At 38.9% G+C, this 16,150-nt stretch carries 10 protein-coding genes and 1 tRNA gene; 5 read left to right on the top strand and 6 right to left on the bottom strand.

The annotated features are described in order from the left end of the window. Positions 1–8: 8 nt before the first annotated feature. From AC06G9_RS00315 to purD, 6 genes are all read right to left on the bottom strand, one after another. Positions 9–1,577, bottom strand: a complete 1,569-nt coding sequence (locus AC06G9_RS00315; protein ID WP_480957307.1) for a RagB/SusD family nutrient uptake outer membrane protein — start codon at positions 1,575–1,577, stop codon at positions 9–11. Between the two features lie 27 nt (positions 1,578–1,604). Then, positions 1,605–5,153, bottom strand: a complete 3,549-nt coding sequence (locus AC06G9_RS00310; RefSeq protein WP_480957306.1) for a SusC/RagA family TonB-linked outer membrane protein — start codon at positions 5,151–5,153, stop codon at positions 1,605–1,607. 248 nt (positions 5,154–5,401) lie between these two features. Next, the gene (locus AC06G9_RS00305) at positions 5,402–6,550 is read right to left on the bottom strand and encodes a FecR family protein (protein WP_480957305.1); all 1,149 of its coding nucleotides are present in this window, start codon (positions 6,548–6,550) and stop codon (positions 5,402–5,404) included. Positions 6,551–6,757: 207 nt separating this feature from the next. Next, entirely contained in the window at positions 6,758–7,357 is a 600-nt protein-coding gene (locus tag AC06G9_RS00300) for an RNA polymerase sigma factor (protein ID WP_480957304.1), read from the bottom strand. A gap of 565 nt (positions 7,358–7,922) precedes the next feature. Then, a tRNA-Glu gene (locus AC06G9_RS00295) sits at positions 7,923–7,997 on the bottom strand. An 89-nt stretch (positions 7,998–8,086) separates the two neighbouring features. Next, positions 8,087–9,361, bottom strand: coding sequence for a phosphoribosylamine--glycine ligase (gene purD, locus AC06G9_RS00290; RefSeq protein WP_293928835.1), 1,275 nt, complete (start codon positions 9,359–9,361; stop codon positions 8,087–8,089). 126 nt (positions 9,362–9,487) lie between these two features. On the opposite strand from purD, the gene AC06G9_RS00285 reads away from it, so the two are divergent. The 5 genes from AC06G9_RS00285 to AC06G9_RS00265 all read left to right on the top strand — a co-directional run bounded on the left by AC06G9_RS00285 (position 9,488) and on the right by AC06G9_RS00265 (position 16,102). Next, positions 9,488–12,154 carry a carboxypeptidase-like regulatory domain-containing protein gene (locus AC06G9_RS00285; protein WP_480957303.1) on the top strand — a complete coding sequence of 889 codons (2,667 nt, stop codon included), beginning with the start codon at positions 9,488–9,490 and terminating at the stop codon, positions 12,152–12,154. A gap of 22 nt (positions 12,155–12,176) precedes the next feature. Next, the gene (locus AC06G9_RS00280; RefSeq protein WP_480957302.1) at positions 12,177–12,944 is read left to right on the top strand and encodes an enoyl-CoA hydratase/isomerase family protein; all 768 of its coding nucleotides are present in this window, start codon (positions 12,177–12,179) and stop codon (positions 12,942–12,944) included. Between the two features lie 108 nt (positions 12,945–13,052). Next, complete coding sequence (locus tag AC06G9_RS00275) at positions 13,053–13,739, top strand: hypothetical protein (protein ID WP_293928841.1); 687 nt, start codon at positions 13,053–13,055, stop codon at positions 13,737–13,739. 78 nt (positions 13,740–13,817) lie between these two features. After that, positions 13,818–15,551, top strand: a complete 1,734-nt coding sequence (locus tag AC06G9_RS00270) for a phospho-sugar mutase (RefSeq protein WP_480957301.1) — start codon at positions 13,818–13,820, stop codon at positions 15,549–15,551. Between the two features lie 8 nt (positions 15,552–15,559). Continuing rightward, positions 15,560–16,102, top strand: a complete 543-nt coding sequence (locus AC06G9_RS00265; protein WP_480957300.1) for an NUDIX hydrolase — start codon at positions 15,560–15,562, stop codon at positions 16,100–16,102. The last annotated feature ends 48 nt before the right edge of the window (positions 16,103–16,150 follow it).

The following is a 16,150-nucleotide window of genomic DNA, read 5'->3' as shown; positions in this document are numbered from 1 at the left end:
AGACGGAATTACAAGGGTTGAACAGCACGTACAGGACGCACAGGATTTGTTAGATCACCGCGGTTAAACTCTATTGCATACTTCGGTATAGGCACCTGCCAACATGCAGCATCCTGCTGAACACCTTGGAGCACATAATACCCTGCCCTTGTGAACGCATTGGATTGCGCATCGTAATTGTATGTCGGGTGTTTAATGGTAAATGAAGCTGGCAGCGGATACCTGGAGTTCACTGCATATCGTCTCAGGTCAAACCAACGGTGGCCTTCAAAACAGAGCTCACGACGACGTTCTTGCCGGATAAATTCAACCAGCGCGGCGTTAGACTGCGGTATCACTGCTGCCGTTGCGCTTTTTAAGCGCTTTTGACGGAGGCTTTGGATCTCATTTCGTGCCTGCGCATCTGAGCCTAGCATCGCCATCGCCTCGGCCCGGTTCAATAGAACTTCAGCTGCACGGAAAGAAAAAAGACAAGACACCTGTTCGGGATCATTATACGTTCTCCAGTTACGGTATTTGGCCGGCAACCAGGCTTTATTCTTTGTCGAACGCATAAAAAAAGCTGTTGGTCTTAAATCCTCCTGCTCGAAGCTTTCCATCAGGTTATCTGAACTTTTAAAGGCCGATGCACGACGGTCATTGCCTCCATACGCACCAAGAGAATCGTCCATAAAAACCGTAGGAATCATATTTGTACCCACCGTAAATACCGTCTCACTGGAACTACGGGCGCTAAAACTGGAATTTGTCACATATTGGTTCAGATCAGATACCGCGTATCCCAAGGATTCGAAGCCATCCAGCACGGCCAGTACTTTGTCGTAGTCTTCCGTATAAAGATACACCCGGCTCTGTAAGATTTTTACCGCTGCAATTCCAACCTGTATTTTGGAAACAGGGTTATAGTTGCTGAGGTAGTTTGCAGCTTGGTCGAGATCTGCTACGATCTGTTTATAAATAGCTTCATTCTTATCGCGTTTAAAATACCGGTCCTCCACCTTTTCACTGACCTTCAAGGGCACTCCTTCGTCAGTTGCTGCAGTGGACTTGCGATACGGTGAACCATACGTATTTTGCAACAGGAAGTAATAATAAGCCCGCAAAAAATAAGCTTCACCCCGCAGGTGCTTCAACTCATCATCATCGGGCATCTTTTCCGCTAGACTTGCTGCCTGAAAGAGAATGGCATTCAGTGCCCCAATTCTTTTGTAAAGCTTTCGCCAAAACACGTCTGTCCATTCCATATTAAGAATACTCCGTGCAGGTTCCTGACTCCAATTGTGAAAACCCGATAACATATAAAATGGAGTAGCTTTATCGGTGGCTACATAATCGACTAAAAAAGGTTCACTATCATCATCCATAACGTGTAACCACGGAGCCGTTATACCTGTTTCTGAAGTTAATGTTCCCATGGTTGCCTGATCGTAAATAGAAAATGTAACGTTATTCATATAGGCTTCGCCGATCATCAGGCTCTTTAGATCTGCTGTAGTCTCAACATACTTTTGATCGGTTGAGTACTCTTCCAAAAATTTACCACATGATGTTGTAAGATAAATCAATGGTAATATCAAATAAATATATTTCATAATAGACTCGATTTAAAAGGATACATTCAGGCTTCCTGAAAATGTAGGCCTTACTGAAAGATTAATATTGGGCGTAGACCCAGATTGTGTAGGATCTTGGCCTTTGAGTATTTTATTACTCAGCATAAATAAATTGGTGCCGGTAATACTGACATAAGCAGCGCTCAGACCAAGTTTCTTGGTCATTTTCTCCGCAAAATTGTATCGCAACGAGGCCGACTGCAACTTCAGATGATCTGCGCTCACCAAGCGTACATCCGAGTTATCGTACATTTCATACGCACTGCCGCCTAGATTATATTCAGTTGCTGGATACATTTGCCACCAAGACATGTTGATGTTGTTTGAAGCCAGCAGGCCAGGTATATCCGTATAGGCTTCGTCGCCCGGTTGGCGCCACCTTCTGACAAACTCTTTACGCATATTCTGTTGCGGATAAACATTGGTGGATGCATAACCCGAAGCAATTTTCATTAAACGGATTTTGTTCCCTAAAGAATAGCTCAGATTGAACGAGAATCCAAAATTGCGCCAGCCAAAGTAATTCGATAATCCTCCCTGTATAAAGGGTTCACGACGCCCCGACTCATCCATTATTTCGAGGTATACATCTTCTTTTTCCATTTGGGAATATTTCGCCTGGTACGCAGCCGCCTGTTCAGCTTCTGTTCCGTAGAAAATTGGAGATCCATCCACAGCACTCAGCCCTTTGAATTTATAGGAGTAAAACGTATTGATGGGTTTACCCGCCAGTTGCACACTTCCGTTCAGAAAATTATTATAAGTCAAATTATCGATGAGCACATTATTCCGGTTGTTTATGGCCCGGTTTAATACCTTGTTGAGCACCTGCCCCAACTGTGGGTCAAAACGCCACACAAAACCGCGGCGGGACTTGTCCAGACCAGCATTGTCGATAGCCGTTATGCTCAATGCCACCTCGACCCCTTTATTTTCGAGTGTACCGCTATTGATGACGTAAGACTCTAATCCGTTGATCTCCGATACTGTTTTATTCAAGAAAGCATCTTTCGTTTTCTTGTAAAAATAAGACAGCGTACCTTTTACTTTATTTCCAAAAAGGGAGAAATCAACACCTACATTTGACGACGAGGTACGCTCCCATTTTAAATCGGGATTTGGATAATTTACAATATTGGAAAATGTCGAATTGTAATAGGGATCGGTATTCAAAGACTGGCGGATGATCATGTAAGCAGACTGCCCGGGAAGCATATTGCCCTGCCATCCCCACGAGGCCTTCATGGCAAGATCATTGACCCACTCGACCTTACTGAGCAGATCTTCTTTCATGTTCCACCTTCCGGATAGCGCCCATATTGGCATAAATTTGTTGTTAGAACGTCTTCCGAACAGGTTCGACTGTTCACCGCGGACATGCACATTGAATATATAGCGGTCGCTCCAGGAATATCCAGCTGTGCCATACCAAGCTAGCTCATTGGTCAACTGCCTGCCGTAGTAGCCCAATGCCGGTTTTGTGGTCATCCATCGCTGATAATAGGCTGTATAATCAGTAGGTACAATATCAAAATATCCGCCCATTTCCCTAAAATATCCTCTTCGGGTGATATCAAATTCATTGTATTCATTGGACTTAATCTCTATACCAGACGTCGCGGATAAGAGATGTTTTTTTTCCGCTCCCAACGATGTGACATAATTGGCCTGCAGGCGTGCAGTATAGTTATGGTTGCGCGACTCGCTGCGCTGCAGCTCGCCACCGACAGGGCTCAGGTCATTACGAAGAGATCGATCAGCGCGCAGTTTATGGATATAGTACGTGTCTTTGGTATAATATAGCTCCCTGTTATTGCTGCTGATACCATAGGCAAATGTTCCTTCTACATCCAGCCCAGGTAAAACCTTGTACTTTAGTAAAGCCTTGATATTGGCTGCCATGAGGTCGGTCACATCGCCGCTATTTTCTTGTTCTTTCAGTATATTGTAGTTATAGATCAAAGAACCATCAGTCCGTGGATAAAAGAATAGGCTTCCATCCGGATTATAGGCTGGCACCGTTCGGCTTGTATTATACGCATAGTTCATTACGCCTAAGTCCGTGGGTGAATAGTTCCTTTTTGAATAATTTCCATTAAAAGAAATCTGCGCCATGAACTTTCTATAATCCGCCGTGAGGTTCATCATCGCCGAGTAGCGTTTTGCTCCCTCGCCTTTAATAACGCCGTGTTCGTCTAGATAGCCGATGGATGAATAATATCTTACATCCTGTGCTCCTCCGGAGAGACTTAGCGTATGATTTTGTGAATACGAATCTTTGGTCAGTAACCCGAGCCAATCTGTATTGATATTGGCATAATAATCGCTCTGTTTTTTAAACTCCGCGTAATCAATATGTCCTTTATAATAATCCTGAAGCGCTTTTTCATAGCCGGCCCATTCGGTTACATTATTATAGTGCATACCGCGATCGATCATCTCTTTCGACACATCCATGCGCTCCTGCGAGTTCATCATATACATATTTCGATCCGAATAGCGCGGTCTTCTGGTATAGGTCGCAGCAGTTGAATAGCTAATAGTTGGTTTTCCGGGCTTTCCCTTCTTTGTGGTAATGACAATAACACCATTACCTGCCTTGGCGCCATACAATGCTGTAGCGGATGCATCTTTAAGTACATCAATCTGTTCGATATCCTCCGGATTCAAACCTGCAATAGCATTTCCGAGTAAGTTAACAAAATCAAGGTCATTGATCTGCTGGGGGTCCACATTGACGGGATCTGTCAACACTATTCCGTCGAGCACCCACAAGGGCTCTCTGTTGCCCAAAATTGTTGACGTCCCGCGGATCCTCAATTTCGGTGCAGCGCCCACTTGTCCGGAGTTCTGCATAAAGATCATTCCGGGAACACGCCCTTCCAATAGCTTATCAATGGTATTGATGCCCGGCGTGAGGATATCATCCATTTTAAGTGTTGTTACAGCACTCGTAAGATGCCGCTTATCGATTTTTTGGTATCCAGTATTGACCACAACGTTGACTTCGTCCAACTTAGCAGCCGTCATTTGTAACGTCACCGTTCTGGCGCGCTGTGCATTAACTTCTAACTTACCATAACCCAAGTGATGTATTTCCAGTATAGCGTCGACATATTGGGCCGGAATAACAAAGTTGCCAAACTTATCCGTTCGTGTAGAAAACGCCTCATTTTTGACTTTGATGGTGGCTCCAACCAATGGATTGCCCGATTCATTGGTCACCCGACCGTTGATCGGCGTGACTGATAAGACCGACGCACCGCGCTTCGGAACAGTTGGAATTTTGTCAAAAATAATGATCATCCGGTCTTTGATCTCATAACTTAATGGCTGTTGAGAAAATAGTTTTTTTAAAGCATCCTGTAAAGATGCGTTGACAACTTTTAAGGTTACAGGCTTTGCTTTTTTTAAGATCTGATCATTGTAGGAGAAGTCATATCTCGTCTGTTTACTTATCGTTTCGGTAGCCTCTACAAATGAGGCGTTTTTTAAATTCAGCGAGACCGTTTGTGCATATGATGTATATAGTCCACTCATCAATAGGATGAATAAAAAGACTGTCCTGGTGAGAAATTTTGAAAACGTATATGGAATGGCTAGTTGATCATACCTCCGAGGCAATACACACCTCCCCCTACCCTTGTGGAAAAGGAAATAATTCATAATTTTGTAATGATTAGATTTTTGATAGTTGTTTAAATATCTTCAGATATCGGATCATATATGTTGGTGGTGTCCCCACACCATCAACTTTTTATTTTTAGGAACCGATCTTATAGTATAATCTATTCCATAAGCCTAACACTCCTTCCTTTTACATTAAACTTTAAACCAGTAATTTTCTCCAATGCATGTAACAGGGTTGACAAATTGCTATTACGGTTCATTGACGCATGAATTTTGATAGTATGTGGTACACCAGTATAATCTATTTGAAGATCATACCATCGCTCTATCTGTCGCAATACATCAGGCAAAGGTGTCGATCTGAATCTGAACTTACCATCTTTCCAAGAAGTGTAAAGATCCGCATCCACATTTTCGATAGAGATATCCGATCCATTATTGACGGCCTGCTGTGATGGGCTCAATAGTTTTAGCTTACGGTCCACTTTATCATTTATTTGAACACGGCCAGTAACTAAAGTTGTTATTGTCCTATCTTCGTTATGATAAGCATTGATATTAAAAGAAGTACCCAGAACTTTCACCTTCTGTTCAGCTGTTTTCACAATAAAGGGTTGCTTATTATTATGAGCGACTTCAAAATATGCTTCACCCTTTAGTTCAACAACCCTTTCTTTTCCACTAAAGACAGTTGGATAACTCAAAGACGATTCAGCATTCAGCCATATGCGACTACCATCACTAAGCGTCAGCTTATATTGGCCACCTCTGGGCGTTAACAAAGTTATAACTTCATTAGAAGATACATCGGTAAGCATATTTCCGTCTTTATATCGTACACTGCTCTGATCCGAAAAAATCTCATCTTTTTCATCACTTAAATTATAAACCTTACCATTGGGAACAATTAATTTTGCCTGATTTTTTCCTGGCAAAATATCCTGAAAATTGGCCACTTCTGGCTTATCTGCTGTTGATCGACCGATCATGTAAAAAGAAAAAGCCCCCAAAATCAACAAACAAGCAGCAATAGCTAATTTAAATCTAACGGAGCTAAACCAAGATCCAGATGAAGAGTGTTTATTGATTCGTTCATCGATACATTTCCAGGAATTATTTTTTAGCTCTTCAATGCCACTATCCCCGTCTAGAGTCTCGGGGCTTAGGCTGACGTCAGATTCAAAATAATTTTTTATAACCGCATCTAGCTCCGCCTCATTCTCGTTAATCTGACAGTAACGATACAATATGTTTAACTCTTCTGTAGTTATCGTATTATTAAGATATTTCAGGAATATGGCTCTCATTATTGAATTGCTCATTTTTGGTTGAATCTAATGCACTCTAATAATGAATACACACAACTAAAATAAAATAGCACCCCAAATAAAAATATTTTTAAAGAAAAGAGAGAAAAGTTGATTATTGAGTAATTAAGGGGGGTATTATGAAAATAAAAAAAGACTATTTGGCGTAAAAAACGTTAGCATTGTAGGTCATTCGCAATTAAAATATTAAAACGGAGCATCAAGGCGCAACAAAAATGATAATATCAGTAGAATGATGATATTATCAGTCTTTAAAATCTCTTTAAGTTGCTTATTTGCCTGTTGTATATGGTGGTTAATAGCAGAATCACTAATATTTAAAAGCCTTCCAATTTCGCGATAACTTAAACCTTCAATTTTATGCATGCAATAAACTTCACGTTGCCTCGGTGTCAACTTATCCAACGCAATGTTCAAAATCGTCTTCGCATTTGATTCGTCATCCACATCTTCAAAAGGCGAATAACTATCATTTTTGACAAACTCTCTTCTCATCAATTGATCGTAAATGCTTTTTCTAAAAACATTCTTAACTAAATTAGTGGCCATTTTATATAAAAGACCACCGAAATTACGTGTCGGATCTATGGACTCACGAATTTCCCATATTTTCACAAAAATATCTTGAAGCACATCCTGAGCTAGTTCCTCCGATTTAAGCAGGTAGACAAGTTTTAAAGTAAGCCGACCGTGGTACAATTCATAAAGCGCTTTAAACGCTTCCTTATCTCCATTTCGTAATTTTTGTAATAGGCGCTCTTCACTAATGATAGATATAGTTTTCAAGTATTCAGATAGATTAGTAATAGTAAAGTAATATAAATTTAAACTTTTTTTAAAAATTATCAAAATCCAAAATAAAATTACACCATACATCCAATCATCTGAGACATTGGCTTCACAAATGATCAACATCTATTAAAGAGAATTATACGCTATCATCGTTTTTTAGATCGACATCCATCCTCAATCTGACAAACAAGCTTATCATTTTTAAAAATTAACTGTCAAAGTTTTTTTTGCCAACAGTCAATCCAACAACATAGACCCTGTGAATAGATTACCACAACATTATTGTTAAAAATCATTTAGACTAAAAAATGCTTCTAAAGGGCCTTTTATTTTTTATAGGTTCACTTTTGCGACAGATTTCTCCCGATCGGCATTCAACAAGATCAGCATGGAAGGAAGATTCACGCCGACATTAAAAAGTTAAAATCATGTCAGGAAGTCGTCAAAGCAAATGACGCAATTCTTTCTATTGGTAATAATTATAAGATATGGAAATACCAAAAAACAAAAAATCCTGCAAATGTTTAATTTGCAGGATTTTTTGTTTTGACATCAAGTCTGGTAGCCCGTAGGGGAATCGAACCCCTGTTTCTAGAATGAAAATCTAACGTCCTAACCCCTAGACGAACGGGCCATTTGGCATCTCCATCGGGATATTTCCCTGTTTGGAGATGCAAATATAGATATTTTTATCAATCTTCCAAAAAAGATTTAAAAAATTTATTAGATCAAATCAAAACCAATATCTCTACGGAAATATTTACCTTCAAAATAGATCCTTCCAGCATCAGCTGTGGCCTGTTGCAAAGCATCAAATAAGGTATCTTGTAAAGTCGTCACAGCAATAACGCGACCACCAGCACTGACGATATCGCCATCCTGTGTCGCTGTTCCAGCATGAAAGACAATAGATTCTTTTACATTCTCTATATTTGAGATTACTTTGCCAGATTCATAGTTTCCAGGATATCCGCCCGCAACTAACATAACCGTTACAGCAGTTTTTGAAGAAACAGTATAAGAACGTGTATCTAAGTTGCCTTGCGCAACACCTTCTAACAAATCAATTAAATCAGATTCAATACGAGGTAAAACCGATTCTGTCTCAGGATCACCCATACGCACGTTGTATTCAATCACTAGCGGCTCCCCTTCTACATTCATCAAGCCTATAAAAATAAATCCCTTATACGGAATTTGATCTTTCTTCAATCCCTCAACAGTAGGTTTTATTATACGCTCTTCAACCTTACTTAAAAACACTTCATCAGCAAACGGAACTGGTGAGATCGATCCCATTCCTCCTGTGTTTAAGCCCGTATCCCCTTCACCGATACGTTTATAATCTTTTGCAGAAGGCAATACTTTATATGAATTGCCATCTGTCAGTACAAAAACAGATAATTCAATTCCCTTTAAAAACTCTTCAACAACAACTACGTCACTTGCAGCACCAAACTTAGAATCAGCGATCATCGCTTTCAATTCCAACTTAGCATCTTCCAAAGTTTCACAGATCAATACGCCTTTTCCCGCAGCCAGTCCATCCGCTTTTAATACGATGGGCAATTTTTGAGTTTCTAGATAAGCAAGCCCTTCTTCCAAATTACTCTTGTCAAAAGAGCGTGATGCAGCAGTCGGGATACCGTGACGATCCATAAATTGTTTTGAAAAGTCTTTAGAACCCTCCAATTGTGCTCCCTCCTGTTGTGGACCAATAACAGGAATATGTTTCAAATCTGCACGGTTCAAGAAATAATCATGAATACCTTTAACAAGCGGTTCTTCTGGACCAACCAAAACCATATTGATATCATTCGCCAAGGCAAAACTTGCGATACCATCAAAATCGGTTACCTTTAAAGCAACGTTTTGACCATATACACCCGTACCTGCATTTCCAGGAGCAATAAATAAATTTTGAAGACGCTTACTTTGCGAAAGTTTATAGGCGAAGGCTGATTCACGACCGCCAGAACCAATGATTAGGATATTCATATTACAAAGATATTTTTTTTAGCTTAATTATAAGAGAAAATTTAAAATTGCGTTGATATCCATTTAAAAACAACAAATTATTTAATATTTTTTCGTAATTTATTCCAAATTATTGATCCTCAATTTATGCGTCTTAAGGCAATTTTCTTCGGTTTGTTATGCATCATGTCATTGGTATCATTTGGGCAAACAGATATCCATCCACTCCTCGATAAATTACAGCGTCACGCCTCACAAAATCCAAAAGAAAAAATCCATATCCACATGGATAAGGAAAGCTATTCTGTTGGAGAAACCATTTGGATGAAGCTATATTGTACTTTTGCTCCAGAAAATCAATTATCCGGATTAAGCCGTATAGCCTACATTGATCTGCTTTCACCCGAAAATAAAACGATCAATACATTAAAAATACCATTGACAGCTGGTCTAGGAATTGCTGATTTTCCTCTCACAGACACCCTCATAGAAGGTTCTTACCGCATCCGAGCCTATACTCAGTGGATGAGAAATGATAGCTCAGCCTATTTCTTTGATAAGACAATACCGATATACAATGGCCGTTCGGATCACGTCATGACAGATGAGGAAATCATCGTCGATAGAGATAAAAAATATTATGCTATAAATCTAAAAACACTTTCAGGAAATCCTTTACCAGAGATTAATATCAATTATAAAACACAATTAAAAAATGGCAAATTAAAAATTGCACGGCAAAAAACAGATCAAAAAGGTCAAATTTTGATTGATATGAAAGATATATCAGCTGGTGAAACGATTAATTTATCTTTCAAATCTATAGATGGAATCACTGTTCATAAACTCCTGAGAGTCCCTTCCGATAAATCAAATTATAGCTTACAGATACTACCTGAAGCCGGTACCATTACACATAACATACTCACAAAAATAGGCTTCAAAGCACTTAATAGTAGAGGACTTGGAGAAAAAGCTGAAATCAAAATCGTTGATAATAACAATGAAGTGATGTCCCTATTCGAAACCAACCCGCTAGGTATGGCAAGCTATCAGGTAAATTTAGACGCACAAAAAAAATATACAGCTATTGCCACCTTTACAGATGGCACTCAAAAAGAAGTTCCTTTTCCTGCCGTACAACTTTCAGGATTAAATATGAATGTTGCCAACCTGATAGACGATAGAGTATTCGTCCAGGTAAGCGGTAGTCCAGATAAAATAGATCAACAACAGATTTATTTGATCGCACATTACCAAGGCACGATCTTCCATGTAGCCAAGCAAAAATTAAATACCAAAGAAATTCTTTTTTCCATTCCCAGACCAAGCTTGCCGCTGGGTGTCATTCAATTGTCCATCTTGGATGCCAATTTGAAACCGATATTAGAACGCATGATCTTCAACTATCGGTCTGATAAACGATTAGCGATCAACACCAATACAGACAAACCAACATATGGACTAAGAGAAAAAGTAACAATCACAGTTATAACTGGAAATAGCCAAGATTCTACTCGAATCTCCACATTATCCGCATCTGTGGTTAATACCAATAAGACAAAAATTGATTCTAATCACCGATCAAGTATCTATACATCCTTATTACTATGTTCAGAAATCAACGGCTTTATAGAAAATCCCAACTATTATTTTCCAGCTAATGAAGAGATCAAAAAAGTTGATTTAGACGACCTCATGCTCATACAAGGCTGGAGGAAATTGGATTGGTCCGCATTAGACGATACCCTCAATAAACCACAATATCCGGTTGAAAAGAGTTTATCCATCTCAGGCACAGTGAAGAAACTGAGTCGTAAGGTAGTTGTACCACAAGCCACTGTTACGTTAATCCCAACGTCCAATATGCTTGCCGCCATTGACACATTAACAGGCATAGACGGAAGATTTTCTTTTGATGAACTCTTATTTCCAGACAGTACCAAATTTATTATTACTGCTAAATCAAAAAAAGATAAAAATAGACTTGATATCGATTTAGACGAGATGGATATTCCAATAAATGATTCCAATAAAAATTTTCCAGAGATTATGAATCATATCAACACCAAATATTTGGAAAATATCAACAGTACCCAAACCTACTTTTCCGAACTCGAAAAAGCAGGACTTATGTCCAGGTCCATTCAACTCGAAGAAGTAAAAATAACACGTACAAATAAGAAAAAAATTGTTCAAAATTCAAGTAATCTAAATGGATCAGGAAATGCAGACCAAGTGCTTACAGAAGAAGATTTGGCAAACTGTTTTACGTTAGAACAATGCCTTGCAGGAAGACTAGCAGGGGTTAGATGGCAAAATGGCATACCCTATAGCACCCGAAGTAATGGTCCCATGCAAATTGTGCTTGATGGAATGTATATTGAAAGCGATCAAATTTCAATGCTAAGCGCACCAGATATCGCTAGCATTGAGGTATTACGCAATATTAATTACACCGCGATATATGGGTCCTATGGAGGTAATGGTTTGATCTTAATCACGACCAAAAGAGGTGATGGTGCTGCACGTGCTTTTACCCCCACTGGCATCCGAACCGTTATACCTAAGGGGCTTTACCTCAATCGTACATTCTATAAACCAATCTACGACGCCACACAAGCTTCGACAATAGGTTCAGACCTAAGAACAACGATACATTGGGAGCCCAATCTCATTACCAATCAATCAGGAGAAGCGAGTTTTGATTTCTATACATCGGACGAAAAAGGCCCTTATACCGTTATTTTGGAAGGAATAGACTTCACCGGCAGAATAGGAAGAAAAGCAATACAGATTAGTGTGAGAGATTAAATCGACAACAACAAAAAATATTATGAAACATATAGTAATCAAAACAGAAGATCGCATCGCAAATATATTTTTAGACCGTGGAAAATCCAATGCAATTGACATGGTTCTGTTGCAAGAATTAAATACAACTATTCAAGAACTAAAACTAGACCCTGCTATTGAGGGAGTCATCATACATGGCAAAGAAGGTTTTTTTAGCGCTGGTTTAGATTTGATTGCGCTATATGACTATGGTGAAGTCGAAATAAAAGCATTTTGGACCCTATTCTTGAAAAACACCAAAGATCTAGCATCATTTCCCAAACCACTCGTTGCTGCGATTTCAGGACATAGTCCTGCTGGAGGCTGCGTGATAGCACTTTGTTGTGATTATCGCATTATGGCAGAAGGCAATTTTATCATTGGATTAAACGAAATACCTGTTGGACTCATCGTACCCGATAGCATCTTTCATCTCTACAGCTTTTGGCTTGGTAAAGCCAATGCCTATCGCTTCTTATTAGAAGGAAAATTGTTGACACCACAAGAAGCCCTTACGGTAGGCTTAGTGGACGAAGTCGTTTCACCAAATGCCATCCAAACAGCCGCATTACGCAAAATTAAGTCCGTGACACAGTTCGATAAAGAAACATGGCAATCTTGCAAATTGAATTTTAGATCAGAACTTTTTGAACAGTTAACTGTAAAGCAAGAGGAGACAATTGAAAAAATATTAGTACAGTGGTGGAAACCATCTACACGTAGTATATTAAAAACAATCATCGATAACTTGACAAACAAGAAAAAATAACAATAAATTAACCCGATTAATTTATGACACATTTGTTTAAGACCTCCGATGTTCTATTTTTGTAAATAACTCAGGGAAATTCTAATCCATTTTTAGTAGATAATAACAATGATGTTAAAAAATATAATGGTTCTCTTGTTCATATCGATCATCGCGCTCGGTAGTTGCAACAGAACTGCTGATAAAAAAGAAAGTCAACAAGATTCCATCGCTACAACCACAGCAGATTCATTACCAAAAGTGATGGATACACTCGCTGTCCCGAAGCAAGAAATCGCACAAGATGAATCTATTGATCGAGCAATATCAAATATAGTACGTGCGTATAGCATGCAAGATTCAAAAGCATTAAACAGCTATATTGACAAAACAATAGGTCTCTATACCATTTACAGACCTGGAGTTCAAGCCATATATGTACATGCCACATCCATTGATTTTAATCATCCGATTCCAGAATATTATCCCTATCCAAAACCCAATTTCTCAGGAAAAGTAACCTTTGGAATACTGCCCGTATACGACTGTGGAAAAGAAACCTGGAATAAAAAAGGATTATTCTGTAACAATAAGCAACATCCAACAGAATTGTCCCAAACGGCAAAATTTATGAATGAAATTTTGGAAGCAAAAATATCAGATGCAGAAATACAAAAGTTAAAAGCACTCGAAGCCAAAAGCTACCGAGTCATCTTAACAGACAAAAATGCACCACTTATCTTTCATATCACGAAGCAAAGTAATCGATGGGTATTAACGGTTATAGATCGTGCCTATGGAAGCTGTGATGCTTAACCTGAAATTATATTTCACGAGAAAAGCATCATAATCCTAAAAAAAATTTTTAATTTGACAGTTTTAATTCACAAAAAAATGATTAGTCTGGATCAAGAAATACAAGCAAAAGTCAATCAATGGCTGGGCTCAGAATACGACGAAGCAACGAAAACAGCTTTAAAAAAATTAATCAACAACAACGAAACAACTGAATTAACAGATTCTTTCTACAAAGATTTAGAATTTGGTACAGGAGGTCTACGTGGAATCATGGGTGTAGGTTCCAATAGAATGAATAAGTATACCATTGGTAAAGCTACTCAAGGTTTAGCTAATTATTTAAAAAAACAATTCTCAAACCAACCGATCAAGGTTGCAGTTTCTTATGACAGTCGCAATAATTCACAAATATTTGGACAGCTAGTCGCTGATGTGTTTTCTGCTAATGGCATACAGGTTTATTTATTTGATGAACTTAGACCTACACCGGTACTATCCTTTGCCATCCGTCATTTTGGTTGCCAAAGTGGTGTCATGCTTACAGCCTCTCACAACCCAAAAGAATATAATGGATATAAGGCCTATTGGAACGATGGATGCCAATTAACAGCTCCCCACGATGAGAATGTCATTACAGAAGTAAATACTATTCAAAGTGTATCGGAAATACGATTTCAGTCTAATCCTGAAAATATCGTTTCCGTAGGACCAGAAATAGATGAAATCTATATTCAAGAAAATAAAAAATTAAGCATACATCCCGAAGCAGTACAAGAGCAGAAAGATCTTAAAATTGTATTTTCCCCAATCCACGGAACAGGAATAACCATTGTTCCCCAACTTTTAAAAGAATGGGGATTTGAAAATGTCATCATTGTGGATGAACAAGCGACCCCTGATGGCAATTTCCCAACTGTGATTTATCCTAATCCAGAGGAAGAAGACGCGATGGCCTTGGCAAAAAAGAAAGGCGAAGAGGTAGATGCAGACCTTGTACTAGCTACCGACCCTGATGCCGACCGTGTCGGTATTGCCATTAAAAACGATAAAGGTAATTTCCAGTTATTGAATGGTAATCAGATCGGGAGCCTATTGGTTTATTACGTATTAAGTTCAAAAAAGGAACAAAATCAACTCCACAATAATCCATACGTCGTCAAAACCATTGTGACGACCAACCTACAAGCGGAAATTGCCAACCATTTTCAAGTTCCATATTACGAAACATTGACTGGTTTCAAATATATTGGCGAGCTGATGACCAAATTAGGCGACTCAGCAACTTATCTTGTCGGCGGAGAGGAAAGCTATGGCTATTTAGTTGGAAGCCTTGTACGTGACAAGGATGCGCCAAATGCCTGTGCCTTCTTGGCCGAGATGACCGCTTATTATAAATCAAAAGGCAAATCCTTATATGAAGTTCTTTTGGATATCTATCAAGAATTTGGATGTTATCAAGAAAAATTGGTGTCATTAACAAAAAAAGGTAAGGCTGGTGCAGAAGAAATCAAATCCATGATGAGCAATCTACGTGCAAACCTACCCAAATCACTAGGTCATATTGCCGTCGTAGAAGTCCGCGATTACGAAAATTCGGTTGCGATTGATATGGCATCTGGAGATAAAAAAGCCATCGAATTACCAAAATCAGATGTCTTACAATTTATCACCATAGACGGAGATGTTATCTCAGCAAGACCATCCGGTACAGAACCTAAAATAAAGTTTTATTGTTCTGTAAAAGCAGCATTAACAGATCAATCCAATTACGCTGAACTTCAAAAAGAATTATCAGCAAAAGTAGATCGAATGATTGCTGATATTATTTAATCGTTGCTATGCAAAAGTGGAAACTACTCTCATCAGAATATATCAGTCAAGCACCTTGGGCAACCTTGCGTCGAGATACATGCAAACTGCCTGATGGTACGATTAACGATCATTATTACGTGCTCGAATATCCAAATTGGGTCAACATGGTAGGTATTACAGAAGACAATAAACTTCTTGTCATCAAACAATACCGCCATGCCGCGGAAGAAATTATTCTGGAGATTCCAGCTGGAACTATGGAAGAAGATGAAGAACCCCAATTCGCAGCGGAACGAGAAATGCTAGAAGAAACAGGATATGCTTTTTCCAAGATCGAGAAAATTGCTGAACTATATGCTAATCCGGCAACAAGTAAAAATATTACGCATACTTACCTGATGCAAGGAGGTAAAAAAGTTCAAGAACAAGATTTAGATGAAAGTGAAGATATTGAAGTCATGTTGGTATCGCTGGAAGAGGCTAAAGAATTACTTCTTCAGAATAAATTTGGACAGGCACTGCAAAGTTCTGCCCTATTTTATGCCTTTCACAAATTGAAAATATTTTAGGCAAAATAGATTCATATTTAACACAAACTTGACACAAATAGGGTTATT

The organism is Sphingobacterium sp. MAE (assembly GCF_056711605.1).
This window is presented reverse-complemented; position numbering and strand designations above follow the sequence as displayed.

Excerpts from the sequence above, each read along its gene's own strand:
- AC06G9_RS00270 (WP_480957301.1), top strand. The coding sequence starts at position 13,818 with ATGATTAGTCTGGATCAAGAAATACAAGCAAAAGTCAATCAATGGCTG.
- AC06G9_RS00285 (WP_480957303.1), top strand. The coding sequence starts at position 9,488 with ATGCGTCTTAAGGCAATTTTCTTCGGTTTGTTATGCATCATGTCATTG.
- purD (WP_293928835.1), bottom strand. The coding sequence starts at position 9,361 with ATGAATATCCTAATCATTGGTTCTGGCGGTCGTGAATCAGCCTTCGCC.
- AC06G9_RS00265 (WP_480957300.1), top strand. The coding sequence starts at position 15,560 with ATGCAAAAGTGGAAACTACTCTCATCAGAATATATCAGTCAAGCACCT.
- AC06G9_RS00305 (WP_480957305.1), bottom strand. The coding sequence starts at position 6,550 with ATGAGAGCCATATTCCTGAAATATCTTAATAATACGATAACTACAGAA.
- AC06G9_RS00280 (WP_480957302.1), top strand. The coding sequence starts at position 12,177 with ATGAAACATATAGTAATCAAAACAGAAGATCGCATCGCAAATATATTT.
- AC06G9_RS00310 (WP_480957306.1), bottom strand. The coding sequence starts at position 5,153 with ATGAGTGGACTATATACATCATATGCACAAACGGTCTCGCTGAATTTA.
- AC06G9_RS00275 (WP_293928841.1), top strand. The coding sequence starts at position 13,053 with ATGATGTTAAAAAATATAATGGTTCTCTTGTTCATATCGATCATCGCG.